The sequence below is a fragment of the Nocardia canadensis genome (assembly GCF_032656385.1).
GTDB classification, from domain to species: Bacteria; Actinomycetota; Actinomycetes; order Mycobacteriales; family Mycobacteriaceae; genus Nocardia; species Nocardia canadensis.
In genome coordinates this window covers 171,315-196,776 of sequence record NZ_JAVCWB010000004.1, presented here as the reverse complement: position 1 = coordinate 196,776, position 25,462 = coordinate 171,315, and the positions used below count along the sequence as shown (strand labels likewise).

28 protein-coding genes are annotated in these 25,462 nt (G+C 70.5%); 14 read left to right on the top strand and 14 right to left on the bottom strand.

Annotated elements, in window-relative coordinates:
* Positions 1-64: 64 nt before the first annotated feature.
* Both Q7X29_RS09710 and Q7X29_RS09705 read left to right on the top strand, forming a co-directional pair.
* Positions 65-460: a YciI family protein gene (locus Q7X29_RS09710; RefSeq protein ID WP_218721493.1), complete on the top strand. Its 396-nt coding sequence runs from the start codon at positions 65-67 to the stop codon at positions 458-460.
* Positions 457-1,707: an RNA polymerase sigma factor gene (locus Q7X29_RS09705; protein WP_218721494.1), complete on the top strand. Its 1,251-nt coding sequence runs from the start codon at positions 457-459 to the stop codon at positions 1,705-1,707. The genes Q7X29_RS09710 and Q7X29_RS09705 overlap by 4 nt, the downstream gene beginning before the upstream one ends.
* Positions 1,708-1,774: 67 nt before the next feature.
* Here Q7X29_RS09705 and Q7X29_RS09700 read toward each other — a convergent pair whose 3' ends face one another.
* Positions 1,775-2,188, bottom strand: a complete 414-nt coding sequence (locus tag Q7X29_RS09700) for a MarR family transcriptional regulator (RefSeq protein ID WP_316573856.1) — start codon at positions 2,186-2,188, stop codon at positions 1,775-1,777.
* A 72-nt stretch (positions 2,189-2,260) separates the two neighbouring features.
* On the opposite strand from Q7X29_RS09700, the gene Q7X29_RS09695 reads away from it, so the two are divergent.
* The 3 genes from Q7X29_RS09695 to Q7X29_RS09685 are packed head-to-tail and all read left to right on the top strand — an operon-like array spanning position 2,261 to position 3,650.
* Positions 2,261-2,671, top strand: coding sequence for a MarR family winged helix-turn-helix transcriptional regulator (locus tag Q7X29_RS09695; protein WP_316573855.1), 411 nt, complete (start codon positions 2,261-2,263; stop codon positions 2,669-2,671).
* 25 nt (positions 2,672-2,696) lie between these two features.
* Positions 2,697-3,173, top strand: coding sequence for an NUDIX domain-containing protein (locus Q7X29_RS09690; RefSeq protein ID WP_308248665.1), 477 nt, complete (start codon positions 2,697-2,699; stop codon positions 3,171-3,173).
* Between the two features lie 45 nt (positions 3,174-3,218).
* The gene (locus Q7X29_RS09685; RefSeq protein ID WP_218721498.1) at positions 3,219-3,650 is read left to right on the top strand and encodes a nitroreductase family deazaflavin-dependent oxidoreductase; all 432 of its coding nucleotides are present in this window, start codon (positions 3,219-3,221) and stop codon (positions 3,648-3,650) included.
* Here Q7X29_RS09685 and Q7X29_RS09680 read toward each other — a convergent pair whose 3' ends face one another.
* Positions 3,651-4,598 (bottom strand): AraC family transcriptional regulator, encoded by a 948-nt coding sequence (locus tag Q7X29_RS09680; RefSeq protein ID WP_316573854.1) that lies wholly within the window; start codon positions 4,596-4,598, stop codon positions 3,651-3,653.
* Positions 4,599-4,723: 125 nt separating this feature from the next.
* Here Q7X29_RS09680 and Q7X29_RS09675 point away from each other — a divergent pair, with 125 nt between their 5' ends.
* Complete coding sequence (locus tag Q7X29_RS09675; protein ID WP_316573853.1) at positions 4,724-5,455, top strand: NAD(P)H-dependent oxidoreductase; 732 nt, start codon at positions 4,724-4,726, stop codon at positions 5,453-5,455.
* Between the two features lie 70 nt (positions 5,456-5,525).
* On the opposite strand, the gene Q7X29_RS09670 is transcribed toward Q7X29_RS09675, so the two are convergent.
* Positions 5,526-6,419, bottom strand: coding sequence for an NAD(P)-dependent oxidoreductase (locus tag Q7X29_RS09670; protein ID WP_316573852.1), 894 nt, complete (start codon positions 6,417-6,419; stop codon positions 5,526-5,528).
* A gap of 50 nt (positions 6,420-6,469) precedes the next feature.
* Between Q7X29_RS09670 and Q7X29_RS09665 the strand changes: the two genes are divergently transcribed.
* Positions 6,470-6,826 carry a winged helix-turn-helix transcriptional regulator gene (locus Q7X29_RS09665; protein WP_218721501.1) on the top strand — a complete coding sequence of 119 codons (357 nt, stop codon included), beginning with the start codon at positions 6,470-6,472 and terminating at the stop codon, positions 6,824-6,826.
* Between the two features lie 62 nt (positions 6,827-6,888).
* On the opposite strand, the gene Q7X29_RS09660 is transcribed toward Q7X29_RS09665, so the two are convergent.
* The gene (locus Q7X29_RS09660) at positions 6,889-7,758 is read right to left on the bottom strand and encodes a phosphoribosylaminoimidazolesuccinocarboxamide synthase (protein ID WP_218721502.1); all 870 of its coding nucleotides are present in this window, start codon (positions 7,756-7,758) and stop codon (positions 6,889-6,891) included.
* A gap of 207 nt (positions 7,759-7,965) precedes the next feature.
* Positions 7,966-8,922, bottom strand: coding sequence for a GlxA family transcriptional regulator (locus tag Q7X29_RS09655; RefSeq protein WP_316573851.1), 957 nt, complete (start codon positions 8,920-8,922; stop codon positions 7,966-7,968).
* Between the two features lie 70 nt (positions 8,923-8,992).
* On the opposite strand from Q7X29_RS09655, the gene Q7X29_RS09650 reads away from it, so the two are divergent.
* From Q7X29_RS09650 to Q7X29_RS09630, 5 genes are all read left to right on the top strand, one after another.
* A complete protein-coding gene (locus Q7X29_RS09650) occupies positions 8,993-9,940 on the top strand; it encodes an NADP-dependent oxidoreductase (protein WP_316573850.1) in 948 nt (315 codons plus the stop codon).
* A gap of 179 nt (positions 9,941-10,119) precedes the next feature.
* Positions 10,120-12,711, top strand: coding sequence for an aminopeptidase N (pepN, locus tag Q7X29_RS09645; protein WP_316573849.1), 2,592 nt, complete (start codon positions 10,120-10,122; stop codon positions 12,709-12,711).
* Between the two features lie 181 nt (positions 12,712-12,892).
* Positions 12,893-13,348 (top strand): SRPBCC family protein, encoded by a 456-nt coding sequence (locus Q7X29_RS09640; RefSeq protein WP_316573848.1) that lies wholly within the window; start codon positions 12,893-12,895, stop codon positions 13,346-13,348.
* Positions 13,349-13,468: 120 nt separating this feature from the next.
* Positions 13,469-14,074 (top strand): ClpP family protease, encoded by a 606-nt coding sequence (locus tag Q7X29_RS09635; RefSeq protein ID WP_316573847.1) that lies wholly within the window; start codon positions 13,469-13,471, stop codon positions 14,072-14,074.
* A gap of 25 nt (positions 14,075-14,099) precedes the next feature.
* Positions 14,100-14,690, top strand: coding sequence for a ClpP family protease (locus Q7X29_RS09630; protein WP_218721508.1), 591 nt, complete (start codon positions 14,100-14,102; stop codon positions 14,688-14,690).
* 85 nt (positions 14,691-14,775) lie between these two features.
* Here the strand turns inward: Q7X29_RS09630 and Q7X29_RS09625 are convergent, their stop codons facing one another.
* The 3 genes from Q7X29_RS09625 to Q7X29_RS09615 are packed head-to-tail and all read right to left on the bottom strand — an operon-like array spanning position 14,776 to position 18,037.
* Positions 14,776-15,612 (bottom strand): SDR family oxidoreductase, encoded by an 837-nt coding sequence (locus tag Q7X29_RS09625; protein WP_218721509.1) that lies wholly within the window; start codon positions 15,610-15,612, stop codon positions 14,776-14,778.
* Entirely contained in the window at positions 15,609-17,087 is a 1,479-nt protein-coding gene (locus tag Q7X29_RS09620) for a flavin-containing monooxygenase (RefSeq protein WP_316573846.1), read from the bottom strand. The genes Q7X29_RS09625 and Q7X29_RS09620 overlap by 4 nt, the downstream gene beginning before the upstream one ends.
* Positions 17,084-18,037: a patatin-like phospholipase family protein gene (locus tag Q7X29_RS09615; protein ID WP_218721511.1), complete on the bottom strand. Its 954-nt coding sequence runs from the start codon at positions 18,035-18,037 to the stop codon at positions 17,084-17,086. The genes Q7X29_RS09620 and Q7X29_RS09615 overlap by 4 nt, the downstream gene beginning before the upstream one ends.
* Before the next feature lie 60 nt (positions 18,038-18,097).
* Here Q7X29_RS09615 and Q7X29_RS09610 point away from each other — a divergent pair, with 60 nt between their 5' ends.
* Positions 18,098-18,700, top strand: a complete 603-nt coding sequence (locus Q7X29_RS09610; protein ID WP_316573845.1) for a TetR/AcrR family transcriptional regulator — start codon at positions 18,098-18,100, stop codon at positions 18,698-18,700.
* Positions 18,701-18,709: 9 nt separating this feature from the next.
* On the opposite strand, the gene Q7X29_RS09605 is transcribed toward Q7X29_RS09610, so the two are convergent.
* From Q7X29_RS09605 to Q7X29_RS09575, 6 genes are all read right to left on the bottom strand, one after another.
* Positions 18,710-19,114 carry a helix-turn-helix domain-containing protein gene (locus Q7X29_RS09605; protein ID WP_218721512.1) on the bottom strand — a complete coding sequence of 135 codons (405 nt, stop codon included), beginning with the start codon at positions 19,112-19,114 and terminating at the stop codon, positions 18,710-18,712.
* A gap of 58 nt (positions 19,115-19,172) precedes the next feature.
* Positions 19,173-20,381, bottom strand: a complete 1,209-nt coding sequence (locus Q7X29_RS09600; RefSeq protein WP_316573844.1) for an alpha/beta hydrolase family protein — start codon at positions 20,379-20,381, stop codon at positions 19,173-19,175.
* A 106-nt stretch (positions 20,382-20,487) separates the two neighbouring features.
* Positions 20,488-21,354 (bottom strand): alpha/beta fold hydrolase, encoded by an 867-nt coding sequence (locus Q7X29_RS09595; RefSeq protein ID WP_316573843.1) that lies wholly within the window; start codon positions 21,352-21,354, stop codon positions 20,488-20,490.
* A gap of 439 nt (positions 21,355-21,793) precedes the next feature.
* Positions 21,794-22,939: an MFS transporter gene (locus Q7X29_RS09585; RefSeq protein WP_316573842.1), complete on the bottom strand. Its 1,146-nt coding sequence runs from the start codon at positions 22,937-22,939 to the stop codon at positions 21,794-21,796.
* A 5-nt stretch (positions 22,940-22,944) separates the two neighbouring features.
* Entirely contained in the window at positions 22,945-23,562 is a 618-nt protein-coding gene (locus Q7X29_RS09580) for a pyridoxamine 5'-phosphate oxidase family protein (RefSeq protein WP_316573841.1), read from the bottom strand.
* 2 nt (positions 23,563-23,564) lie between these two features.
* Positions 23,565-24,134, bottom strand: a complete 570-nt coding sequence (locus Q7X29_RS09575) for an NADPH-dependent FMN reductase (protein WP_218721517.1) — start codon at positions 24,132-24,134, stop codon at positions 23,565-23,567.
* 278 nt (positions 24,135-24,412) lie between these two features.
* Here Q7X29_RS09575 and Q7X29_RS09570 point away from each other — a divergent pair, with 278 nt between their 5' ends.
* Complete coding sequence (locus tag Q7X29_RS09570) at positions 24,413-25,447, top strand: helix-turn-helix domain-containing protein (protein WP_316573840.1); 1,035 nt, start codon at positions 24,413-24,415, stop codon at positions 25,445-25,447.
* Positions 25,448-25,462 lie beyond the last annotated feature (15 nt).

Here is a 25,462-nt window from a genome sequence, read left to right as displayed (position 1 = left end):
CGCGCCGGCTCCGACCATGTCTCGAGCGCGCCCGCCGGGCGCCCGCGACCCCAGGAGCTATGCGATGAAGTACATGCTGGTCAAGACCTACGCCGACGCCGCCTACTGCAGCACCCCGCTGCCCGAGTGGGCGCCCGAGGACATCGCCGCCCACATCGATTTCCAGCGGGCGCTGGGCGAACAGCTCGCCGCCGCGGGCGAACTCGTCGAGGCCCAGGGCTTGGCCGGACCGGATCAGGCACTGATCGTGGTCTCCGACGGCCGCTCGGCGCCGGTGGTCACCGACGGCCCGTTCCCCGAGACCAAGGAGTTCCTGGCCGGCTACTGGGTCGTCGACGTCGACTCGCGCGAGCGCGCGATCGAGATCGCCGCGCAGGCCTCGGCCGCGCCCGGGCCCGGCGGCAAGCCGATCGGCGAGTACATCGAGGTGCGCCAGGTCATGAGCGCGCCCGCGGAGTGAGCACGACGCCCCGCATCGAGGACCTGCTGCGCGAACTCGCCCCGCAGGTCCTCGGTGTTCTCGTCCGCCGGTTCGGCGATTTCGACCTGGCCGAGGATGCCGTGCAGGACGCGCTGCTGGCCGCGGCGACCCAATGGCGGACCGAGGGACTACCGGAGCATCCGCGCGGCTGGCTGATCCAGGTCGCCCAGCGCCGGATGGCCGACGCGGTACGCGCCGAGGTCGCGCGGCGGCGCAGGGAGACCACGGTGTTCGTGCGCGAGGTGCCGGTCGAGGCGAGCGGCCGCGACGACACCCTCGACATGTACTTCCTGTGCTGCCACCCCGATCTGCCGCCCGCCGGCGCGATCGCGCTGACCTTGCGCGCCGTCGGCGGCCTGAGCACCGCCGAGATCGCCGCCGCCTTCCTGGTCCCGGAAGCGACCATGGCGCAACGCATCTCCCGCGCGAAGAAGCGCCTGGCCGAATCGGAGCGTCCGTTCGCCGACGGCGCGCAGGACAGCGCGCGGCTGAGCGCGGTGCTGCAGGTGCTGTACGTGATCTTCACCGAGGGTCACACCAGCAGCGCGGGCGCGGGGCTGCGCCGCGGCGACCTCTCCGCCGAGGCGATCCGGCTGACCCGCGCGCTGCGGGCCCTGCTGCCCGAGAACACCGAGGTCACCGGCCTGCTCGCCTTGATGCTGCTCACCGATGCCCGCCGGGCCACGCGCTCGGGTCCGCACGGCGAACTGGTCCCGCTGCACGAGCAGGATCGCACCCGCTGGGATCGCGCCCAGATCACCGAGGGCCTGCGCCTGCTCACCGCGACGATGTCCACCGGGCTCACCGGGAACTACCAACTCCAGGCCGCGGTCGCGGGCCTGCACGCCCAGGCCGCGCGCGTCCAGGACACCGACTGGGCCCGGATCCTGGTGCTCTACACCATGATCGAACGGGCGAACCCGAATCCGATGGTCACCCTGAACCGGGCGGTGGCGACCGCCATGGTGCACGGCCCGGCCGCCGGGCTCGCGGTCGCCGACACGGTGGCCGAGCCGCTGGCCCGCTCCCACCGGCTCGCCGCGGTACGCGGGCACCTGCACGAGATGGCGGGCGAGGACGCCGCCGCCGTCGCGCAGTATCAGCTGGCCGCGAAGCAGACGGCGAGCGTGCCGGAGCGCGACTACCTGCTGTTGCGCGCCGCCCGCGTGCGGTCGGGCGCGGCGGGCTCGCCGCAGCGGCCTGCAGAAACCACGCCCGCCCACTGAGCGTCGGCCCGGGCGGGGAAGCCCGGCGGGCTCGCGCCGAGATCCGGCCTCGCTTGGCCGTGGTCGGCTAGCCCGACTGCTCGAGGTTGGCGATCATGTGCGCGAGAGTGTCGGTGAACGCGGCGAATTCGGCCGCGGTGATCCCCTCGGCCAGTTGTCCACGGATGGCGCCCACCGACCGGGCGGCGGACTCGTGCGCCGCCCGACCGACGTCGGTGGCCGCCCACCGACCGCTGTCCGCGCGGGCGATCCAGCCCCGCGCGGCCAGTGCGGTGGTGACATCGGTGATCGACTCGTCGGCGGAGTCCCAGAACGGACGCAACGCGTCGACCGGATCGGCGCCGGGGTCCCGGACGATCGTGGTGAGCGTCTGCCATTCCCGACGCGACATCCCGACACTGTCCACCGCCCGAACGAAGGTCGCTTCGATGAGTCGGTCCAGGCGTTTGACCTGATAGCCGATCAATCTGCGCTCGGTCATCGTCCACCTTTCATGTCTATCAACAATTACATGTCCTATGGCATGTATATGTTCAAAAGGTAGCATGAGCCCGTGGACGAGGTCGAGCGGATCGAACGGGCGATGATCACCATCCGGCGGCGGCAGACCCGGCGCACCCTGGCGGCGGACGCGCCGAGCGGCCAAGCCTTCGACGTGCTCGATGTCGTCGAGGACGCGACCGCCCCGACGGTGTCCACGGTGGCCGCAGCCCTGGCCGTCGACCAGCCCCGCGCCAGCAAGCTCGTCGCGGCCGCCGTGACCGCGGGCTACCTGCGCCGCGCCGCCGACCAGTCCGACGGCAGACGCTCACTGCTGGTGCTCACCGAGCAGGGCCGGGACCTGCTCGACCGCGCGCACGAGCACCGCCGCGGCGCCTTCGACCGCGCGATGACCGGCTGGCCGGATGCCGACCGCGCCGAGTTCGCCCGCCTGCTCGGCCGGTTCGTCGACGGCCTCGACTGACCGCGCGGATGGCAGACTCTGGTTCGTGACGGAGGTATTCAGCGCGGGCGTCCTGGTCTATCGGCACGGCGCGGACGGGATCGAGGTGCTGCTCGGACACCTGGGCGGCCCGCTGTGGGCGAAGAAGGACGCCTCGGCGTGGTCGATCCCCAAGGGCGAGTACGTCCCCGAGGAGGAATCGGCGCGCGTGGCCGCGGCCAGGGAGTTCACCGAGGAGCTCGGCCTGCCGGTGCCCGAAGGCGAATGGACCGCGCTCGGCGAGGTGCGATACGGCAGCGGGAACCGGCGCAAGACCGTCACCGCGTGGGCCGTCGAGGGCGATCTGGATCCGGCCGACGTGGTCCCGGGAACGTTCGAGATGGAGTGGCCGCCGCGCTCGGGCCGCCGCGCCGAGTTCCCCGAGATCGACCGGGCGGCTTGGTTCGATCCGGCCACCGCGCTGGACAAACTCGGAAAAGGTCAGCGCCCCTTCCTCACCCGGCTGACCGAGCTGATCGGCTGACCTCGCGTGCCCCGGGCGTTCACGGACGCGGAGTAGATTGCGGTCATGCCCAGCGACCTGCAGCTGAAGATCATGAACGCCGGTCACCGCGCCCTGCTCACGCTCACCGGCGGCCGGGTCGGCAACCGCATCTTCGGGATGCCGTCCCTCGAGCTGACCACGATCGGCCGCAAATCCGGCACGCCGCGCAAGGTGATGCTGACCGCGCCGGTCGTCGACGGTGACACCATCGTCGTGGTCGCCTCCCGCGGCGGCGATCCGACCCACCCGGCCTGGTATCTCAACCTGCGCGACAACCCCGACGTCGAGGTGTCGCTGCAGACCGGCCCGACCCGCCCGATGACGGCCCACATCGCCACCCCCGAAGAACGGGCGACACTGTGGCCCCGGGTCGTCGCGGGCTACCGGGGCTACGGCGACTACCAGACCAAGACCGACCGGGAGATCCCGCTGGTCCTGCTGACCCCGCGCACCTGATCAGACCAGGGCGGCCCGGAACTCCGTCGGGCTGCTGCCGCGCGAGCGCTTGAACGCGGCGCTGAACCCGAAGGCGTCGGAGTAGCCGACACTGGTCGCCACCTGAGCGACGCTGCGCGCGGGATCGGCGAGCAGTTCCTCGGCCTCGGCCATCCGCCATTCGGTCAGATAGGTCAGCGGCGGTTCGCCGATCACCTCGGTGAACCGCTTGGCGAACAACGCCCGTGACACCGCGGCCTCGGCGGCCAGGCTCGCGACCGTCCAGCGCTGGAACGGTTTGGCGTGGATGGCTTCCAGTGCCGGACCGACCACCGGGTCGGCCATCCCGCGATACCAGGCGGGCGCGCAGTGCTGCTGTTCGGCGAGCCAGGTGCGCAGGTTGCAGACCAGCGCCCAGTCCAGCAGGCGGTCCATCATGGCCTGCGAGCCCGCGCTGTGCCGGACGGCCTCGGCGGCGGAATCCTCGAGCCAGGCGCACACATCACTGTCGGCGGCGACCACCATCACCGGCGGCAGGGCGCGCAACAGCCGCTCGTGTCGCCTGCCCGAGGCGCGATAGGCTCCCACGATCATCGAGGTCTCCTCCGGGGCACCGGTTTCGCCGACCTCCTCGATCAATTCCGGTGTGGCACAGCTCAGATCGGCCGGACCGAAGCCGTTCGGCACGAAGCAGGACAGTTCGTATTCCACCGGTGCGCGATCGTCGGGGGTGTCGATGTCGATGAGCCGGAACGGTTCTGCGGCCTGCACCACCGCCGTGTCGCCCGCGACGAGGCGGGTGCGCGAACCGTCGGCGAGCACCAGGGTGCCGCCACCGCGCAGGACGCACACCATGATCAGCGGCGCCCGGTCGGCGAAGTGGATCGTCCACGGCGCGCGCAGGACGGCATGGGCCAGGACCGAGCCGTCGGCACGGATGCCACTCAGCAGTGAACTCAACGGGTCCATGCCACCAGCGTAGACGAACTCCTATCAACCCGAGATGATCACCCATAGATCGTCCACGCGAATCGCGGTTGACTCGAAGACACGGGGCGCACCGCCCCACACCACGATCGAACAGGGAGCCCACCGTGTCGCAGTCGCCCATCACCACCGTGCCGACCGGCCCGACCACCACCGGGTCGCAGCAGTCCGAATCGGACACTCGCACAGCGCTTGTCGTGCTCGCCCACCACCGCGCCGACTCGCTGTCGGCCCATATCGCGCGCCGCGCGGCCGACCGGCTCACCGCCGCCGGGTACACGATCGACTTCCTGGATCTGCACGCCGAGAACTTCGACCCGCGAATGACCGTGGCAGACCAGCCCGACTGGGGCGACCGCGACAAGCGGTACTCCCCCGGGACCGAGGCGCACATGCGGCGGCTACTGACCGCCGAGGTGGTGGTCGTGGTGTTCCCGGTCTACTGGCAGAGCGTGCCCGCGACGCTCAAGGGCTGGATCGACAGCGTCTGGAACTACGGATTCGCCTACGGCCGCAGCAAGCCGCGCCTGGCGGGCAAGCGCATCCTGTGGCTGGGCCTGGCGGGTGCGACCGCGGGCGACGAGATCCTGCCCGGCATGCAGCAGTTGCTGGAAGCCCAGCTCAGCGCGGGTCTGGCCTACTACAGCGGTTTCGCCGACTCTCGCGTCGGCCTGCTTCCCGACGCCGAGGATCAGCCGCAGAGCCTGGACGCCGAAGGCAACCTGATCATCGGCGAGGCGATCAGCGGCGATGCCCGCATCGCGCACTACGCCGCGTTCGAGGCGACCGCCGAGGGCTTCGTCGACGATTTCCTGGCCGCGCAGCTGGTGAACGCCTGAGGACCGGCGATCGCGCGGTGACCGGCCCGGTCACCGCGCGATCGCGCCCGACGGCGGTCTCCCACGGCGGCTAGATGCCGGGAAGTGCGCGCAGCAGGACACCGAAGAGTTCGGTGGGCGTGCCGGATTCGGCGGCCGCCTTGTCGATGGTGCCGAGTGCGCCCGCGGTGAATTCGGCGCTCTGCTCCGGGACGTAGTTCTCCGGGTCGTCGATGCCGGGGGCGTACTGCGCGAGCATGGTCGTCATCGCCTGCAGGAACGGCGCCATCAGCGTGGCCAGGTGCGCCGCGGTGCCACCGGTGGTGCGTACCATCTTGCCGCCCTGCTGGAAGCCGGCGAACATCGAGTACATGCCGCCCAGGATCGCCAGGTCGTACATCGCCGCGGCGCCGAAATCCGCGCCGACGAACTCGGCGCGGCCGAACAGCTCCAGCACGGCGCGGAACCGCTCGAAGGCCGTGGTCGCGCCGCTGTAGAGCACGAACGCCGCCGGTCCGCCGATCATCGACGGCACGGCCATGATGCCGCCGTCGATCAGGTCGACTTCGTTGGCCAGCGCCCACGCGCCCAGCGACCGTGCCTGCTCCGGCGTGGTGGTGGTCAGGTTCACCACGGTGCGACCGCGCAGTCGCGCCGCGGCGGGCTCGACGTGTTCACGCACCGCCGGGTCGTCGAGCACGCACAGGATCACCAGATCGGCCGCCGCCATCGCCTCGGCGGAGGTCGCCGCGAGCACCGCGCCCTCGGCCACCAGCGCCTCGGCCCGCGCCGCGGTGCGGTTCCACACCGTCACCTGGTGGCCGCCGGCGAGCAGCGCCCGCGCCAGCGCCGTGCCCATCGCGCCGAGACCGAGCACCGAAACCCGCTGTGCCGTCGCCGAGTTGGTCATGTTTCCCCTTGGTTCGGAGTTCTGGTTGCCGGTCGGCAACGCACTCCTAGATTCGCCGGTAGCGCTACACTGCACAAGTACCGACTATCAAGTCCAATACTCACCAAAAAGTAAGTAAGGCGAGCATGAAGCAGCGAGAGCGTCCGTATTCCTGCGGTATCGATGCCGCGCTCGATGTCGTCGGCGGCAAGTGGAAGGCGCTGATCCTGTGGGCGTTGTCCACCGGCACCCAGCGTTTCGGCGACCTGAAGCGACTGGTCCCCGGGGTGACCGAGAAGATGCTGATCCAGCAGCTGCGCGAACTCGAGCACGACGGCATCGTCCACCGCGAGGTCTACGCGCAGGTGCCACCGAAAGTGGAGTACTCCCTCACCGAGCTCGGGGTCTCACTCAATGCGGCGCTGGTGACGCTCGGCGCGTGGGGCACCGAGCATATGGACCACATCTGCGAGGTCAAAGGCGTTCTCGCGCCGGTGCACTGACGCCCCACGATCGCGAAGAGAGGGGGCGCGACGCCCGTTCACCGACGGGCGTCGCGGAAACCTCAGGACTGGATGCCACCCCAGGTCTTGCCGGTGATGCGCTCGTAGGCCTCTTCGTACTTGCGCCGGGTCGCCTCGACCACGTCGGCGGGGATCTCCGGGCCCGGGTACTCCTTGTTCCAGCCCGTGGAGGTCGACCAGTCGCGCACGAACTGCTTGTCGAAGGAGCGCTGGGCGCGGCCCGGCTCCCACTCGTCGGCGGGCCAGAAACGCGAGGAGTCGGAGGTGAGCACCTCGTCGCCGAGGGTGAGAACGTCACCGTCCCAGCCGAATTCGACCTTGGTGTCGGCGACGATCACACCCGCCTTCGCCGCGTGCTCGGCACCGCGCGAGTAGATCTCGAGGGTGAGATCGCGCAGCCGCTCGGCCACCTCGCGACCCTCCTGGTTCACCACGTCGGCGAAGCTGATCGCCTCGTCGTGCCCCTCGGCGGCCTTGGTGGAGGGGGTGAAGATCGGCTCGGGCAGCTTGTCGCCGTCCCGCAGCCCCGGCGGCAGCGCGATACCGGACACGGTGCCCGACTGCTGGTATTCCTTGAGTCCCGACCCGGTCAGGTACCCGCGCGCGATGCACTCGACCTGGACCATCTTCAGCGGCTTGACCCGGATACCGCGCCCGGCGAACTCGGCGGGCACGTCGGTGGCCGAGACCACGTGGTTGGGAATGCCGGTGAAGTACTCGAACCACCAGTTCGACAGCTGCGTCAGCAGCGCGCCCTTCTCCGGAATCGGCGTCGGCAGCACGACGTCGTAGACCGAGACGCGGTCCGACGCGACGAGCAGCAGGGTGTCGCCGTCCTCGTAGAGGTCACGAACTTTCCCGGCGTGCACATGCTTCAACGTCGAGCCTCCGAATCCTGGGTGGGCGTACATCCTCGGTATGCAAGGACTGTACCGGCCACCCCCGGCACCGAATCCGACCTGGTCACCACGACGCGAGGGCGGTCACATTCCGATGCGGCGCGCTCTCGCCCAGGCCGCGACGGCGGTGGCCGACGTGTGCCCAGCCTGGCCGTAGCCGCGCCGCGATGACGGTCGCCGGTGCGCAGCCGGACCAGCCGCGGTCGGCGGGGTTGCCGCTCAGGCGGTCGCGCGCTCGCCATCGGCGACGCGGAACGTGCGGCGGTAGGCCAGCGGGGCGACGCCGACGGCGACCTGGAAGTGCTGGCGGAGCGAGGTGCCCGTCGCGAAGCCGACGCGGCTCGCGATCTGCTCGACCGACAGATCGCTGGCCTCGAGCAGGAGCCTGGCCCTGGCGACGCGTTGCTGGGTGAGCCAGCGACCCGGACTCGTCCCCACTTCATCGACGAAGCGGCGCGCGAAGGTGCGCTGACTCATTCGCGCGTGCCCGGCCAGTTCCGCCATGGTCAGCGGAAGCTCGAGGTGTTCGAGCGCCCAGTGCCTGGTCGCGGCGGTGCTGGCCATCGCGGGATCGGGGACGGGCTGGTCGATGTACTGCGCCTGACCGCCTTCGCGCCACGGCGGCACCACACAGCGGCGCGCCACGTGGTTGGCCACCGCGCTGCCGTGGTCGGCCCGCACGATGTGCAGGCACAGGTCGACGCCGGAGGCCGCGCCCGCCGAGGTCAGGACGTCGCCGTCGTCGACGAACAGCACGTCCGGGTCGAGCCGGACCCGGGGGAAGTGCCTGCGGAACGAGTCGGCCATGCGCCAGTGCGTGGTCGCGGGCCGCCCGTCCAGCAAACCCGCCGCCGCCAGGACGAACGCTCCGGTGCAGATCGACACGATCCGGGTGCCGGGCCGGATCCGCGCCAGCGCGCCCAGGGTCACCTCGCCGAGCCCGTGCAACGCCTCGGTGATGTCGGAGGCCGGAATCACCACCGTGTCGGCGGTCGCCAGCAGCTCGGGCCCGTGCTCGACGGCGATCCGGAAGTCGGCGCAGGTCCGCACCGGCCGCCCGTCGGCCGAGCAGGTGAGTACCTCGTAGCGGTCGTCGAGGGTGCCGAAGATCCGCTGGGGCGTACCGAGTTCGAACGGGTAGACGCCGTCGAGCGCCAGGACCACCACGCGATGCATGGCACGATTCTATCGGAGGATGACAATCTGGCCATTTTCTCGCCGGGTCGCACCCGGCACCGTTGACCCCATGACCGACACCATGCGCGCCATCAGCCAGGACTCCCTCGGCGGACCCGAGGTCCTGCACGAGGTCGAACTCCCCCGCCCCCTCCCCGGTCCGAGCCAGCTGCTCGTCCGGGTGCACGCGGCCGGCCTCAACCCGACCGACTGGAAACATCGCGCGATCCCCGGATTGTTCCTGCCCGCACCGCCGTTCGTCCTCGGCTGGGACGTCTCCGGTGTCGTCGAGGCGGTCGGCTTCGGCGTCACCCTGTTCGAGCCCGGCGACGAGGTGTTCGGGATGCTGCCCTATCCGCACGGGCACGGTTCGCTGGCCGAGTACGTCGTCGGGCCCGCGCGCGCCTTCGCCCGCAAGCCCGCGGGGGTCGACCACATCGTGGCCGGGGCGACCCCACTGGCCGCGCTCACCGCCTGGCAGGCGCTGGTCGACACCGCGAATCTCGAGGCGGGCCAGCGGGTGCTGATCCACGCGGCCGCGGGCGGGGTCGGCCACCTCGCGGTGCAGATCGCGAAGTCGCGGGGCGCGTATGTCATCGGGACGGCGAGCGCGCCCAAGCACGAGCACCTGCGCGCGCTGGGCGCCGACGAACTGATCGACTACCGGGAGGTCGATTTCGCGCAGGTCGTGCGCGACGTCGATGTGGTGCTCGACACGCTCGGCGAGGAGAACTCCCACCGGTCGCTGCCCACGCTGCGACCCGGCGGCCTGCTCGTCACCATCCGGGCCGGCGCCCAGGACGACCTGCGGGCCGCGGCCGCCGAGCGGGGCGTCCGGTTCGCCGCGCTGCTCGTGGAGGCCGATCACGCGGGCATGAACGCGGTCGCCGACCTGCTCGCCGCCGGCACCATCCGCCCGACCATCGCCGGGGTGTTCCCGCGGGCCGAGGCGGCGAAGGCGCACGCGATCGGCGAGACGGATCGGACGCTCGGGAAACTCGTCGTCACGATGCGCTGACCGGGCCCGCGCCGCCACCGGTGCGTGGCGGCGCCGCCGGTGCGCGCGGGCGGCGCCGCATCGGCGGGAAACTCGTGAGCGACGCCGCACGGCAAGTGGCATTGTGGACGCTGATGTGCGCACCGGTGCGAACCGGAACGCGCGAGAAGTGCCGTGTTCGTCGACGACGAAGGAGATCTATGTCCGCCCCGAATCTCACCCGCGACCAGGCGGTCGAGCGCGCCGCGACGGTGGCCGTGCAGAACTATCGGATCGAACTCGACCTCACCGACCAGCCGCGCAGCGCGGGTTCGGAAGTGTCGGACACCTTCGGTTCGAAGACCACCGTCACCTTCACCGCCACCCCCGGCGCGAGCACCTTCATCGACCTGGTGGCCGCGCGGGTGCGCTCGGCCGTCCTCAACGGCACCCCGCTCGATGTGAGCGACTACGACGAGTCGACCGGCATCGCGCTGCCCGAGCTGGCCGCGACCAACGAACTCGTCGTCGAGGCCGACTGCGAGTACTCGCACACCGGCGAGGGCCTGCACCGCTTCGTCGATCCGGCCGACGACAACGTCTACCTGTACTCGCAGTTCGAGACCGCCGACGCCAAGCGGATGTTCGCCTGCTTCGACCAGCCCGACCTCAAGGCCACCTTCGACATCGTCGCCACCGCGCCCGGTGACTGGAAGGTCGTCTCCAACGGCGCCACCGCCGAGGAGCACAAGGTCGGCGCGGTCGTGCGGCACACCTTCGTGACCACCCCGAAGATGAGCACCTACCTGGTCGCCATGATCGCCGGCCCGTACGCGCGGTGGACCGACACCTACACCGACAGCCACGGCGAGATCCCGCTCGGCCTGTTCTGCCGCGCCTCGCTGGCCGAGCACATGGACGCCGAGCGCCTGTTCACCGAGACCAAGCAGGGTTTCGCCTTCTACCACGACAACTTCGGCGTGCCGTACGCCTTCGGCAAGTACGACCAGCTGTTCGTGCCGGAGTTCAACGCGGGCGCGATGGAGAACGCGGGCGCGGTCACCTTCCTCGAGGACTACGTCTTCCGGTCCAAGGTCACGCGCGCGTCCTACGAGCGCCGCGCCGAGACGGTGCTGCACGAGATGGCGCACATGTGGTTCGGTGACCTGGTCACCATGAAGTGGTGGGACGACCTGTGGCTCAACGAGTCTTTCGCCACCTTCGCCTCGGTGTTGTGCCAGGCCGAGGCCACCGAATACACCAGCGCCTGGACCACGTTCGCGAATGTGGAGAAGTCCTGGGCCTATCGCCAGGACCAGCTGCCCTCGACCCACCCGATCGCCGCCGACATCCCCGACCTGCATGCGGTGGAGGTCAACTTCGACGGCATCACCTACGCCAAGGGCGCTTCGGTGCTCAAGCAGCTCGTCGCCTATGTCGGCCTGCAGCCGTTCCTGGCCGGTCTGCGTGACTACTTCGCCGAACATGCCTACGGCAACGCCACTTTCGACGATCTGCTGGCCGCGCTGGAGAAGGCGTCGGGCCGTGACCTGTCGAGCTGGGGCGCGCAGTGGCTCAAGACCACCGGCCTCAACATCCTGCGTCCCGACTTCCTCGTCGCGCCGGACGGCACGTTCTCGAGCTTCGCCGTGGTGCAGGAGGGCGCCGAGCCCGGCGCCGGCGAGCACCGCGTGCACCGGATCGCGGTCGGCGTCTACGACGATGTCGACGGCAAGCTGGTGCGCACCCACCGCGCCGAGCTCGACCTCGACGCGACCGGACGCACCGAGGTACCCGAGCTGGTGGGCGTGGCGCGCGGAAAACTGGTGCTGGTCAACGACGACGACCTCACCTACTGCTCGCTGCGTCTGGATCCCGATTCGCTCGACGTGGTCGTGCAGCGCATCGGGGACATCGCCGACTCGCTGCCGCGCACGCTGGCCTGGTCGGCGGCCTGGGAGATGACCCGTCAGGCCGAGATGAAGGCCCGCGACTTCGTCGCGCTGGTGCAGCGCGGGATCGGCGCGGAGTCCGAGATCGGCGTGGTGCAGCGCCTGCTCATGCAGGCCGCCACCGCCCTCTCCAGCTACGCCGAACCGGGATGGGCCGACCAGGAGGGTTGGCCCGGCTTCGCCGACCGGCTGCTCGAGCTGGCCGGTGCCGCCGAGGCGGGCTCGGATCACCAGCTGGCCTTCGTCAACGCGCTCACCGCGGCCGAGCTCGCACCGCGCCACACCGAGGTGCTGGCCCAGTTGCTCGACGGTGATCCGGCCGCGGCCGGTCTGGCGGGGCTGACCGTCGACACGGATCTGCGCTGGCGCATCGTCACCGCCCTGGCGGCGGCGGGCCGGATCGACGCCGACGGGATCGACGCGCCGACCATCGACGCCGAGCTGGCGGGCGATCCGACCGCGGCGGGCAAGCGCCAGGCCGCGGCGGCGGCCACCGCGCGCCCGATCGCCGAGGTGAAGGCGCAGGCCTGGAACACCGTGATGGGTGACGATTCGGTGCCCAACATCACCGCCCGCGCCATCGTCGGCGGCTTCGCGCCCGCCGGTCAGGGCGCATTGCTCGCGCCGTATGTGGACAAGTACTTCGCCGAGATCCCGGCGGTGTGGGAGCGCCGGTCGAGCGAGGTCGCCCAGACCGTCGTCGTCGGCCTGTACCCGCACTGGGCGATCAGCGAGGACGCGGTCGCCAAGGCCGACGAGTTCCTGGCGGGCGATCACCCGCCCGCCCTGTACCGCCTGGTGTCCGAGGGCCGGGCCGGCATCGAACGTTCGCTGCGCGCCAGGGAGTTCGACGCCAAGTAAGCCGGACCACCCGATGGCCCCGATCCCCCGCGGCGGATCGGGGCCATCGGCCGTTCTGCCCGCCGCCTCACGTCCCGTTGCGCTTGTGCGGCGCAGCGATTTTCGGCCACCCCGCTCTACTACGTGAAGTAGTATTCAATTCGGGGGAATTCCTCCCTGTCGACCTCGAGGGAGAAGCGGGATGGAAACTGTCGTCGTCGAACGCGTGATCGCGGCACCGATCGAGCAGGTCTTCGACTGGTGCGCCGACACCACCAATTATGAGCGCTCGCGCTGGGTGCTCCGCGACAAGCTCATCACTCCGGGGCAGGGCGCGCCCTACGGTGTCGGAGCGATCCGCCGGCACACCTGGCTGATCGGCCACTTCCACGAGCGGATCACCCGTTACGACGCACCGCGCTCGTTCGACTACGTGGTCGATCGGAGCTTCCCGCCCGCGCGACACGAGGGCGGTACCCTGACCTTCACCGCCACACCCGGCGGCACGCGGGTCGTCTGGACCACGACCTCGGAGGTCAGCGTCCCGCTGCTGGGCGGACCGGTGACCCGCCTCCTCGCCAAGCCGCTCATCGGCCGGGTCTTCGGGCAGATCCTCGACACCTGTGCCGAGGAACTCGCCGCGACACCCGCGGGCTGACTCACCGGGACGGACCGAGGCGGCGTGCGCCGATCCCGTGGATTCGCTCGCTGCTGTGAGCAGATCCGCTGGGGGCAGCAAAAGGCGCGAAACACGGTGCGGGCGAGGCACCGTGGGGACATGGCACACGACGACAAGACCCCGATGTTCAGCTGGCGGGCGCGCGAACACCTGTTCGGGCGCCGAATCCTGGTACTGGACGGCGCGCTCGACGACGACAACGGCACCCTGCTGATCACCCAGCTCCTCACCCTGGCCGCGCAGGGCCCCGAGGCGCCGATCTCGCTGTGGATCCACTCCCCCGGCGGCTCGGTGCCCTCGATGCTCGCCATCCGCGACGTGATGCGGCTGGTCCCGTGCGAGGTCTCCACCCTCGCCCTCGGCTTGGCGTGCAGCGCCGGGCAGTTCCTGCTGTCCTCCGGCGCGCCCGGCCGCCGGTTCGCGCTACCGCACGCCCGCATCCTCATGCACCAGGGCTCGGCCGGAATCGGCGGCAGCGCCGTCGAAGTCGAGGTGCAGGCCGACGATCTGCGCTACACCGTCGACACCGTGCTCGGCCTGATCGCCGCCGACACCGGCCAGCCCTTCGATCGCGTCTACGAGGACTCCCTGCACGACCGCTGGTTCACCGCCACCCAGGCGAAGGAATACGGCTTCATCGACCACATCGTCGAATCCTTCGACCAGGTCATCCCCAACCGTCACCGCATCGGCATCACCGCGTGAGACACGCTCTCGCAGAGGAGAACCCATGACCAGCTATACGATTCCCAATGTCGTGTCCCAGCATCGCGGCGGCGAGCGGATCACCGATATCTACTCGCACCTGCTCAGCGAGCGGATCGTCTATCTGGGCACACCCATCGATTCCGGGGTCGCCAACGCGCTCATCGCCCAGCTGCTGCACCTGGAATCCGACAGCCCCGGCCAGCCGATCAGCCTGTACATCAACTGCGAGGGCGGCGATCTGTCCGCCATGCTCGCCGTCTACGACACGATGAGTTTCATCAAGGCGCCCGTGCACACCACCTGTGTCGGCCAGGCCATCGCGGTCGGCGCGGTATTGCTGGCGGGGGGCGCGGCGGGGCATCGCGCGATGCTGCCGCACACCCGGATCGTGTTGCACCAGCCCGCGACTCGCGGTCAGGGCACCATTCCGGATCTGATCCTGCAGGCCGACGAGATCGTCCGGATGCGCGCGGCGATCGAGGCGATCCTGTCCAAGCACACCGGGCAGACCCCGGAGACCCTGCGGCGCGACACCGACCGCGACCGCGTGTTCACCGCCGCGACCGCGCTCGAGTACGGCCTGGTCGACCGCGTACTGCACGAGCGGGAGTGATCGCCGGGCTGTGCGCGCCCGCGGGATCGGCCCAGCCGACCCCCGCGGGATGCGGTGCGAGCACAGCCGGCGATTCAGCAGCGGCTCACTGCTTTTCGATGCGATCCAGGTAGGCCCGGCGCACCCGGTCGTCGACCCGGGTGATCGCGGCGTCGTCGTTGGCGGCCTTGCGCAGGACCCGCATCACCGGCTCGGGCACCAGCCCGGCGACATCGGCCGCCAGCCCCACATACGACGGCACCGCGGTCTCGGCGGCCCTGGTCCGCACGCTGCGGACCACGGCGGCGGCGATGTCCTCGGGGTCGACGGCGGGCAGGATGCCGTAGTCGATGCCGGAGCTGAGTTCGGTGCGCACCGCCGAGGGCAGCACCGCGCTCACGCTCACGCCGGTGGAATCCATCTCCAGCCGGGTCGCCGCGGTCAGCCCCACCACGGCGTACTTGCTGGCGTTGTACACGGCCAGGCCCTTGATCGGGAACTTGCCCGCCAGCGAAGCGACGTTCACGACGTGGCCGTAGCCGCGCGCCACCATTCCGGGCAGGGCCAGCCGCATCCCGTGGATGACGCCGTAGACGTTGACCTCCATGGTGAGCTGGTCGATCCGGTCGGACTGGTCCAGAAAGGCGCCGTTGGGCATCACGCCGGCATTGTTCACCAGGACGTCGAGCGGTCCGCCGCGCCACTTCTCGGCGGCGGCGAGGAAGGCCGCGTACGAGGCCTTGTCGGTGACGTCGAGGACATGGCCCAGCGCACGATCGCCGAGGCCCTCGGCAGCCTGCACCGCCAGCGCCTCGTCGAGGTCACCGAGCGCGACATAGGCGCCCTTGGCGGCGAAGGCCGCGGCGGTGGCCAGACCGATGCCGCGCGCGGCGCCGGTGATGGCGACCAGCGCGCCGTTCAGATCGATCCGTGGGTAGCTCATGCCGGTACCGCCATCTCGTCGTCGTGGGTGATGCTGAAATCGTCGGGGTCGAAGGCGCTGACCCGGCGGGTCAGTTCGCCGGTGGACCAGGGCCAGCTGAAACTGTTGCGGCCGTTGGCATCCAGGTAGTAGCTCTGGCAGCCACCCGCGTTGTAGACGGTGCCGGTCAGCGCCGCCTGCACCTGCTCGACGTAGCGGGCCTGCACCTCGGGACGCACGTCCAGGACCGCCCAGCCGCGGCGCCGGGCGCTCGCGATCGCCGAGACCAGGAAGTCGACCTGGGCCTCCAGGATCGCGAAGGCCGAGGAATGGCCGGTGCCCAGACTCGGGCCGAGCACGGTGAACGCGTTGGGGAAGCCGGTGGTGACCGTGCCGAGGTAGGCCTCGGGCGAGCCCTGCCAGTGCTCGGCCATGGTGCGGCCGTCGGCGCCGCGCACGATGTCGGCCAGCGGGGTGTCGAGGATGTGGAAGCCGGTGCCGAGGATGACGGCGTCGACCTCGGCGGTGCTGCCGTCGGCGCCGTGCACGGTGCTGCCGCGGAACTCGGCGACGGCGGTGGCGTGCACGTCGACGTTGTCCTTGGTCAGCGACTGGAGGTAGCTGTTGGAGAACAGGATTCGCTTACAGCCGAGCAGGTAGTCGGGGGTGAGCTTGGCGCGCAGCCGCGGGTCACGCACCACCGCGCGCAGATACGCCGAGCCGACCTTCTGCACGGTCTGCATCAGCGGCCGCGGGTTGCGGAACGCCACGCCGAGGGCTTCCATCAGCCCGTACTCGACCGAACGCAAGGCCTTGTGCGCGAACGGCAAGCGCCGCATCACCCGCTTCTCGATGGCGGGCACCGGGTGGTCCAGCTTGGGCAGCACCCACTGCGCGGTGCGCTGGAACAGGTGCAGCTCGGCGACGTCGGGCTGGATGGCGGGCACGAACTGCACCGCCGAGGCGCCGGTCCCCACCACCGCGACGCGCTTGCCACGCAGGTCGTAGTCGTGGTTCCAGCGCGCGGAGTGGAACACCTCGCCGGGGAACTCGGCCAGGCCGGGGATCTCGGGAACGCGCGGCTCGTTCCACGGCCCGGCGGCCGAGACGACGAAGCGGGCGGTCAGCTCGCCGGTGCTGGTGTCCAGGCGCCACCGGCGGTCGGTGTCATCCCAGCTGGCGCCGAGCACTTCCACCCCGAAGCGGGTACGGGCGGGCAAGCCGTTGTCGCGGGCCACCCCGTCGACGTAGGCGAGGATCTCGGGCTGGGTCGCGAACAGCCGCGACCATTCGCTGTTGGGCGCGAAGGAGAACGAGTACAGGCCCGAGGGCACGTCGCAGGCGCAGCCCGGATAGGTGTTGGCGCGCCAGGTGCCGCCGAAGGTCTCGGCCTTCTCGAGGATGACGACATCCTCCACGCCCGCCTCGGCGAGCTTGACGGCGGCGCAGATGCCCGAGATGCCCGCACCGATCACGACCACTTCGTGGTGACTCATACGATTTCTCCTTCGACGACAGCGGTCCGGATCGCCTCGGCGACCCGGGCGGGGACGGCTCGGCGGGCGGCGGCCAGGGTGGCCGGGCGCCGGGCGGAGTCCATGAAGTTCGGGCCCATGGCCGCGAGTTCGGCGGGACCGGGTTCGACCCGGATCACCCGGGTGCCCGCAGCGCGCAACAGTGCCACCTCGCGGTCGAGGCCGCGGGTCATCTGAGCGCGCAGGAGGCGCTCGACGCGGCTCAGGCCGGTCGCGGACGCACCGCCCTCGGTGGTCATCGGCGCGACGACCACTACCTCGTCGAGGTCGAGGGGGGCCAGCAGATCGGCCGACACCGAGGACACCGCGCCGCCGTCGACGAAGGCGCGCCCGCGCACCGGCACCGGCGGGAACCAGCCGGGGATGGCCCAGGAGGCGGCGATGGCCGTGCCGAGGTCGACGGTCGGCGCGCTCGGGGATCCGAAGGCGACCCGCTCGCCCGTGCGGGGGTCGGCGGCGACCAGCCAGGTCGCCGGGTGGTCGACCCAGCCGCCGCGGGGGGTCAGCGCCCGGCCGAACGCGCGCAGCCAGTCGGCGTCGCCACGCCCCTTCGGCAGCAGTCCGGCCAGCGCGGTGTACACCGAGCCGCTGCGCATACCGGCGCCGACCAGCCCGAGGCCGGGCAGTCCGAGGGCGGGTACCGGCGGCGTCATGCCGGGATCCACGGCCACGTGGTCGGCGAGGACCGGATCCGCGCCGGGCGCGCCGTCGAGAGCGGCGAGCAGATCGCCGGGGGTCCGGCCGGAGCCGAGCGCGGCGACGATCTCCGCGCCCGCGGAGGTGCCGATCAGTACGTCGGCGGTGCGGACATCCCAGCCGAGCGCCTGTTCGACGGCGTCGAGGGCGACCGCGGTCCAGGCGAAACCGAGGATGCCGCCGCATCCGATGGCGAGGCCACGTCGTGTAGTCATAACTCGGATACTAACGGTATTCGAATTCCAGCGGTACCCCAGATTTGCTAGACTGGGTCCGTGGCCGCCCGGATGACGCGTAAGGAATCGCACGCACAGACCCGTGAACGACTGGTCGAGACCGCCAAGCGGCTGTTCCTCGCCGACGGCTACAACGTGACCTCCCTCGAGAAGGTGGCCGCCGAGGCCGGCTTCTCCAAGGGCGCCGTCTACTCGAACTTCGCCACCAAGCACGAACTCGGCCTGGCCGTGATCGACGTCGTGCACGTCGAGCGCGCGGAATCCCTCGCCTCGGCGGTGCTGACCGGCGATTCCATGGCGGAGCGGATCGAACGCTTCGCGCGCTGGGCCGACGAGAACATCGGTGATGTCGGCTGGACCGCGCTCGAAGTCGAATTCGCCACCAGCACCCGGCACATGCCCGAGGTGCGCACCGAACTGGCCGAGCGCAGGCGGTCGATGACCGCGGTGCTCGGCTCACTGATCCAGGTCCAGGCCGACGAGATGGGCTTCGAGCTGCCCATTTCGGCCGACGATGCCGCCGTGCAGCTGCTCTCGCTGGGTATCGGTCTCGGCGTGCAGCGCGCGATCGATCCCGAGATGCCGGTCAGCGCGCTGGTCGACCTGCTGCGCGGCCTGCTCGCATCCGTCCTGACGGCGTAACCGTCCGGCTCAGGCCGCCAGCAGGACGGCGTTGGGGGCGAACGAGTTCTGCGCGGACGCGGGCCGAACGGGCGTGGCGATGCTGCGGTCGCCGCCGACCACCACGGCCCGGGCCGGGACCCGGCCGCGCATGGCTTCGGCCACCTGGCCGACCAGCTCGCTCAGCGAGGTGCCGAGCGCGCCGGCCAGCGCCGCGATCATCTCACTGGAGGGTTCCTTGCGGCCGCGCTCGACCTCCGACAGGTACTGCGGCGAGATGCCCGCGCGCCCCGCGGTGTCGACCAGCGTCGAGCGCTGCTCGAGCCGCAGGCTCCGCAACCGCTCACCGAGGGCTTCGCGCCACAACGGTTCGGGGCGCGGCCGCCCTTCGCCGCGTCCGCCCGGAATCACCCGCAACCCGTTGTGTTCGCCCATACGTCGAGCGTAGGGACGCCGGTCCCGACACACCCGGTTCTTCTGCTGTGGGCGTAACTCAGCGGGTGATGCCGAAGCGGGTGTCCACCCAGCCGAGCGCGTCGGCGAACCCGGCGGCGACGATGCCGCTGTGGTCGACGTCGTCGTACTTGCGGTAGTCGACGGACTGGCCGTTGAGCTGCTGTTCGGCCACCATCGCGTCGGTCGACTTCAGCGGCACCGTCAGGTCGGAGCGTCCCTGCAGGACCAGCACCGGTGCCGCGAACCGCAATCCGCTGGGATCGTTGTCGTCGAGGACTCGCAGCAGGCCGGACGGATCGCCGTCCTCGGTGAACACGTCCTTCGCCGAGAGCCCACCCCACCTGCTCCGATCCCGCAGTCCCGCGGTGCATTCGGAGTCCGCGAGCGGCAGCAACGAGACCGCGCGGCCGGTGAGGAACCGGCCGGGATCGACATCGGTGACGGTCTGCGCGCCACGCACCAGCAGGGGCACATACAGCGAGATGTCACCGGTGCCGAGCTTGCCCAGCGGATTCGACACCGCCCACTTCGCCATCCTGACCTGTTCGCCGAGATGGGAGGCGGGGGCCAGCGCGACCGCGCCGAGCAGTGGCGCGCCCGGCGCCCACGCCCCGGCCGCGCTCGCGGCGAACAAGGCGGCGTGCCCGCCCTGCGAATGCCCCATCGCCACCCAGCGCGCGCCCACGGTCTTGTCGACTTCTCGTGCGGCCGTGGCGATATCGCTCATCGCCCGCTGTTCGGTCTCGCCGATCAGATAGCCGTGGTCGCCCGGCGTGCCCAGGCCCTGATAATCGGTCCTGGCCACGGCGTAGCCCTTGGCGACCCAGCGCGCCTGTTCGTCCTTGCCCGGCGAGGAGCCCTCGGCGCGCGAGGGCGCGCATACATCGGCGACCCCGTTGGTGCCCGGCGCCCAGGACAGCAGCGGCCAGCCGCCCGCGGGCGGTGTCCCCTCCGGCACGGCGAGCGTGCCCGAGACCGCCACGGGCTTGCCCTGCGCGTCGACCGATCGATACAGCACCAGGAAGTTCCTGGCTCCCGGCACCGCCTGCGAACCGGTGACGGGCTGGGTCCGGATCACCGAGCCGTGCGGTCCCGGAATCGATTCCGCCGGTGGCGAATAGAAGTCGGACCGGGGAGTGCCCGCGACCTCGGTCACGCTCGCCGTGTCCTGCCCACAGGCCGCCGCCGTCACGGCCAGACAGGCCACCGCGGCGGCCGTGATCACCCGAGCGATTCCTGTCCGCATGTTCCCCCCACGTGCCACCGAACGGCCGCCACGCGCGGCCGGTAAACCGCCGATCAGGGTACTCGATGCCGCGGGGACGGCCGGGAGGCCCGGCCGTCCCCCGGACTCAGCGCAGCACCCGGCCGAGGAAGTCGCGGATCAGCGCCGCGATCTCCGGTCCGTGCGACTCCAGCGCGAAATGACCGGCGTCGAGCAGGTGCAGTTCCGCGTCGGGCAGATCGCGCAGGTAGGCACGGGCACCGTCGGCGCCGAAGATCTCGTCGTGCTCACCCCAGGCGATCAGCGTCGGCGGCTGATGCTCGGCGAAGTATTTCTGGAACGCGGGGTAGCCGTCGAGGTTGTTCTTGTAGTCGAAGAACAGTTGCAGCTGGATCTCCTTGTTGCCGGGGCGATCCAGGTAGGCCTGGTCGAGGGTCCACGTGTCCGGGCTGACCAACGCCAGCCGATCGGCCGGAACACCGTGTGTGTACTGCCATTTGGTGGCGTCGAGCTCGAGCAGCTTGCGCACCTCGGGTTCGTGGGTGACGCGGTCGTTCGCGTGCGCGAACAGCACCTCCCAGAACGGCGTGAAGCCCTCCATGTAGGCGTTGCCGCTCTGGGTGATGATGGCGGTGATCCGCTCCGGGTGGCGCGAGGCGATGCGCAGGCCGATGGGGGCGCCGTAGTCCTGGATGTAGATCGCGAAGCGCTCGATACCGAGGGTGTCGAGCAATTCCAGGGTGATGTCGGTCAGCGAGTCGAAGGTGTAGTCGAAGTCCTCGACGCTCGGGGCGCCCGACTGGCCGAACCCGAGATGGTCGGGCGCGATCACGTAGTAGTCGTCGGCGAGAGCCGGGATCAGGTTGCGGAACATGGCCGAGCTGCTCGGGAAGCCGTGCAGCAGTACCAGAGTGGGGTTTTCCGGGTTGCCCGCCGCGCGATAGAAGACGGTCTGCCCCTGGATCTGGACGGTGTTGTGGCTGATCTGGCTCATGCTGGATCTCTCTTTCTCGATGGGTGTGATTACTCGGACCAGGTGGAGTTCTGGACGGCCTCGACGAAGTCGCCGCGCCGGAAGCCGGGGACGCAATGTGCCGGCACGTCGGCTTTCACGTTGCCGAAGGTGGTGTCGGGGCGGTCGCGGATGCCTCGGTGAAGGCGGCGAGGATCTGTCGGCGCCGTCGATCTCGAAACGCTGGTTGCCGGAGCGGTAGCGCCGGGTCAGGCCCAGGTCGTGGAACATGGCGCAGACGTAGCGGATCTCGGGGTCGTAGCTCGGGCCGGACGCCGCCCCGCGCAGCGCGCCGAAGTAGTAGACGCGGCGGGAGTTGGTGGTAGATCAGCGGACTCGCCGCGGCGCGGACCAGCTCGGTGGCCTCGGCCACCAGCGCCGAATCCGGGATCGCCGGAAGCTCGGTCATCGGGTGTTCCTTTCAGACGGTGACCGGTTCGCGGTGGCGGACCGGAGTGATCAGTGCGGCGGCGGCGACGGTGAACACCAGGCCGAGCGCGAAATAGCCGCGGTAACTGTCGGTGAGGGCGTGCACGACGGTGGCCACGCCGAGGCCGGCGGCGGCGGCCAGCTGGTGGATCACCCAGGCGGGGGCGAGCGTGCGGCCCATCCGCGCCGGGTCGAGGCCGCGCGACAGGATGGCCATGGTCAGTGGGATGACCGGGAACGAGGCGATGCCGAACAGCACGGCCACCACGATCAGCACCTGGGGTCCGGGCACGAACAGAGCGGGCAGCAGGGCGGCCAGGCGTACCGAATACAGCACCCGGAGCAGCGATTCCGGCGGGTAGCGGCGCAAAAGTCGCACCATCGCCGCCGAGGTGAGCCCGGCCGCCAGGGCGGCCAGCGCCACCAGCCTGCCCGCACCCGCCACCGACCAGCCCTGCTCCACGGCGTGTTTGGGCAGCATCAGCACCACCACGTACAGGGTCGCCGCGTGTAAACCGAACGACACCAGCACTTTCCATCGATCGGCCAGCGACTCCCCCGCACCCGCGCTGGTCGCCGCCCGCTGATCCGTGGGCAGCAGCACCCACAGCGCGGCGGTGGCGGCCAGCCCGATCGCGCCCAGCAGCGCGAAGGTGGCGCGCACCCCGATCGGCTCGAACAGCGCCGTGGCCGCCCATGGCGTGATCAGCTGTCCCAGGTTGATGCCGATCGCGGCCCGCGCCATGGCGGGTCCGGCCTGCGGGCCGTGCGCGCGGCCGAGCAGCGTCGTCACGGTCAGCGTCGACGACGACGCGAAGCCGAGTCCACCCAGCACCATGTACGCCGCGACGAACTGCCAGGTCTCGGTGACGGTGGCCAGCACCAGATAGCTGCTCGAGATCAGGGTGAGCCCGCCGATCAGCACGAGCTTGGGCCCGAACAGATCCAGCAGCCTGCCGATGCCCTGCTGCGCCAGCCCGGTGACCGTGGTGCCCAGCGCGGCGGCGACGGCCAGTGCCGTCGCCGAGACGCCGTAGGCCGCGGCCGTCGGGGCGAAGAACACGCCCATCGTGAAGTTCAGCCCGAACGACACGGTCATCGCCGCGAGTCCGGCCCAGGCGAGATGTTCACGTCGCATGTCGGTCACCTCCTTTCCGTGTGTAGCCGGGCGATCTCGCCCTCGAGTTCGGCGATCCGATCGCGCAGGACCTGCATCGCCTCGGCGACCGCCGCGCGGGGATACAGCGGCGGAATGTGCTGACGGCAGTTCCAGTCGAACGCCTCGATGTCGATCAACACCGCGCGCTCGAGCTGCGCGCGATACCCCTCGACCGCCAGCGAGGCGACCAGGTCCGGATCGTCGGCGGCTTCGACCACTCGCGCCCGGCCGAAGATCTTCATCCGCGCCTGCGCGGCGTAGTCCATGAGGAACAGCGAGACCCGGTCGTCGTGGTCGAGATTGCCGCGGCTGATGTATTGCTTGTTGCCGCGGAAGTCGGCGAAACCCAACGTGCGATCACCGAGCACCTTCAGCAATCCCGGTGCGCCACCGCGATGCTGGATGTACGGCCAGCCGGTCTCACCGACCGTGGCCAGGTAGAAGCTGTCCCGCTCGCCGATGAACCAGGCCTCGTCGGGCCCGATCCGGTCGGCGACCTCGGGCACCTGCGCCATCCGCTCGTAGCTGCGCAGACTGCCGTGCGCGCGCTGGTGCTCGCGCACCAGCGGAGTGAACGCGACCTGCGCGTAGTGCCCGGTCACGACTACCCCTTCGCCCGTTCGATCTTCCCGGCGAGCGCGGCGAGCAGGCTCTGGAGCAGGTCGATGGTGGTCTCGTCGACCAGGTTGCCCGCGTCGTCGAACCGCTCGTGCGACCGGAAGGCGATCACCTCCGGCTTGACCACCACATCGCTCTCGGTCCAGACGAAGACCTGCCGCAACGCCAGTTGCGCTCGGACCGAACCGAATTGGGTGGGCGCGGCGCCCATGATCGCGACCGGCTTGCGCAGCAGCGGCAGCCCTTCGGTCCTGGTCCAGTCGGTGCTGACCCAGTCGATGGCGTTCTTGAGCACACCGGGGATCGAGTAGTTGAACTCCGGCGTCGCGATCAGCACGCCGTCGGCGGCGGCGATGCGGCGGCGCAGGTCGGCCACCGCGGCGGGTCGCTGGTCGGGCGTATCCAGATCCTGGTCGTAGGGCGGGATCGCCCGGAGCCCGTCGTAGATCTCGATGTCGAGGCCGGCGCCGAATTTCTGGGCGGCGCGCAGCAGGGCGGTGTTGTGCGAGTCGGCGCGCAGGCTGCCCGACAGCGCGAGGACGGTGTGGTTGGTCATGGGCTCGCTCTTCTGGGTCGTGCGGATGGGATCCGTTGTTATAACCAGTCATCGATACTTTAAAGGTTAGTTCGGGCCTCGTTGATTCCCGGTTCGGGAAAAAATCTCGGATTCAACGACGGAGCGCCTTCGTGGCGTACTCAGAACCTATGGCGCGGGCGCGGTATCGACGGCGGACCACCGGCGCCGCGCGGCGGACATTCCACGCCAGATCGTCCAGCTGGAAGGGTTCGCACTTCGGTTGCCCGCGAACGGTTGTCGTCGACTAACATCCGCTGGTGATCGACAGCACCATCCCGGTACGCACCGCCCGGCTGATCCGGGCGACCGCCCGGGGTGTCGGGGTCACCGAGGCCGAGCTGCGTCATCTGCCCGGCCCCGACCCCGCGGACATCGCCGATGGCCTGGCCCGCATTCCCACCGAGTCGACCTGGCGCATCTGGGAACTCACCGAGGCGATCGGCGGTCCCGGTGCCGGACTCCGGGCGGGAGCCGCGGCCGATCGTGGGCAGTTGCTCGAGTGGGACTACCTGTTCACCAGCGCACCCACCCTGGCCGAGAGCGTCCGCATCGCGTTCGACCTGCGCGCCCTGGTGACCGATCCGGGTGTCGGCTGGTCCGTGCGCGAGGACGGCCGCCTGCTGGTCCTGCGGTTCGACGCGATCGAGCCCGACCCGCTACTGGCCCCGGTCGAGGACTTCATCCTCTCCACCGTGCTGCGGCGAATGCGCGAGGCCACCCGGACGGCGATCACGCCGGTCCACGTCGCGCTCCGCAGGCGCGCACCCGCCACCCGGCAGCACCTCGTCGATCTCTTCGGCACCCAACGCATCGATTTCGGCGCCCCGCACGCCCAGCTGACCTTCCTCGACGTCGCCGACCTGCCCACCGGCACCGATCCGCAGCTGGGCGCCCTGGTCCGGCACCACGCCGAGCTCGCCCTCGCCGGCTCCTGCCCCGTCCCCACCGATCAGGAGGCGCTGCGCGCCGCGATCCTCGACGAACTCGCCACGGGCGAGCTCACCCTTCCCGCCGTCGCCGCTCGTTTCGCCGCCAGTCCGCGCACCTTCCAGCGCCGCCTCGCCGCGGCGGGCACCACCTGGCGCGACGAAGTCGACGCCGCCCGCCGCGACCGTGCCGAACGTCTGCTGCGCGAGTCCGACCTCCCCGTCCAATCCATCGCCGCCCGCCTGGGCTACACCGATGCTCGCGCCCTGCGCCGTTCCTTCCACCGCTGGACCGGCCACAGCCCCGATGCCTTCCGCCGGGCGGCCGGCCCCGCAAACACGAACGGCGCGTTCACCCTCGGGTGAACGCGCCGGTCGGCG

What these genes read in the sequence shown, in the direction of transcription:
- Q7X29_RS09630 (WP_218721508.1), top strand. Translation starts at nt 14,100, where the DNA reads ATGACCAGCTATACGATTCCCAATGTCGTGTCCCAGCATCGCGGCGGC.
- Q7X29_RS09680 (WP_316573854.1), bottom strand. Translation starts at nt 4,598, where the DNA reads ATGGACCCGTTGAGTTCACTGCTGAGTGGCATCCGTGCCGACGGCTCG.
- Q7X29_RS09600 (WP_316573844.1), bottom strand. Translation starts at nt 20,381, where the DNA reads ATGCGGACAGGAATCGCTCGGGTGATCACGGCCGCCGCGGTGGCCTGT.
- Q7X29_RS09615 (WP_218721511.1), bottom strand. Translation starts at nt 18,037, where the DNA reads ATGACTACACGACGTGGCCTCGCCATCGGATGCGGCGGCATCCTCGGT.
- Q7X29_RS09620 (WP_316573846.1), bottom strand. Translation starts at nt 17,087, where the DNA reads ATGAGTCACCACGAAGTGGTCGTGATCGGTGCGGGCATCTCGGGCATC.
- Q7X29_RS09585 (WP_316573842.1), bottom strand. Translation starts at nt 22,939, where the DNA reads ATGCGACGTGAACATCTCGCCTGGGCCGGACTCGCGGCGATGACCGTG.
- Q7X29_RS09655 (WP_316573851.1), bottom strand. Translation starts at nt 8,922, where the DNA reads ATGCATCGCGTGGTGGTCCTGGCGCTCGACGGCGTCTACCCGTTCGAA.
- Q7X29_RS09650 (WP_316573850.1), top strand. Translation starts at nt 8,993, where the DNA reads ATGACCGACACCATGCGCGCCATCAGCCAGGACTCCCTCGGCGGACCC.
- Q7X29_RS09685 (WP_218721498.1), top strand. Translation starts at nt 3,219, where the DNA reads ATGCCCAGCGACCTGCAGCTGAAGATCATGAACGCCGGTCACCGCGCC.
- Q7X29_RS09665 (WP_218721501.1), top strand. Translation starts at nt 6,470, where the DNA reads ATGAAGCAGCGAGAGCGTCCGTATTCCTGCGGTATCGATGCCGCGCTC.
- Q7X29_RS09605 (WP_218721512.1), bottom strand. Translation starts at nt 19,114, where the DNA reads ATGGGCGAACACAACGGGTTGCGGGTGATTCCGGGCGGACGCGGCGAA.
- Q7X29_RS09640 (WP_316573848.1), top strand. Translation starts at nt 12,893, where the DNA reads ATGGAAACTGTCGTCGTCGAACGCGTGATCGCGGCACCGATCGAGCAG.
- Q7X29_RS09700 (WP_316573856.1), bottom strand. Translation starts at nt 2,188, where the DNA reads ATGACCGAGCGCAGATTGATCGGCTATCAGGTCAAACGCCTGGACCGA.
- Q7X29_RS09625 (WP_218721509.1), bottom strand. Translation starts at nt 15,612, where the DNA reads ATGAGCTACCCACGGATCGATCTGAACGGCGCGCTGGTCGCCATCACC.
- pepN (WP_316573849.1), top strand. Translation starts at nt 10,120, where the DNA reads ATGTCCGCCCCGAATCTCACCCGCGACCAGGCGGTCGAGCGCGCCGCG.
- Q7X29_RS09710 (WP_218721493.1), top strand. Translation starts at nt 65, where the DNA reads ATGAAGTACATGCTGGTCAAGACCTACGCCGACGCCGCCTACTGCAGC.
- Q7X29_RS09575 (WP_218721517.1), bottom strand. Translation starts at nt 24,134, where the DNA reads ATGACCAACCACACCGTCCTCGCGCTGTCGGGCAGCCTGCGCGCCGAC.
- Q7X29_RS09635 (WP_316573847.1), top strand. Translation starts at nt 13,469, where the DNA reads ATGGCACACGACGACAAGACCCCGATGTTCAGCTGGCGGGCGCGCGAA.
- Q7X29_RS09595 (WP_316573843.1), bottom strand. Translation starts at nt 21,354, where the DNA reads ATGAGCCAGATCAGCCACAACACCGTCCAGATCCAGGGGCAGACCGTC.
- Q7X29_RS09660 (WP_218721502.1), bottom strand. Translation starts at nt 7,758, where the DNA reads ATGTACGCCCACCCAGGATTCGGAGGCTCGACGTTGAAGCATGTGCAC.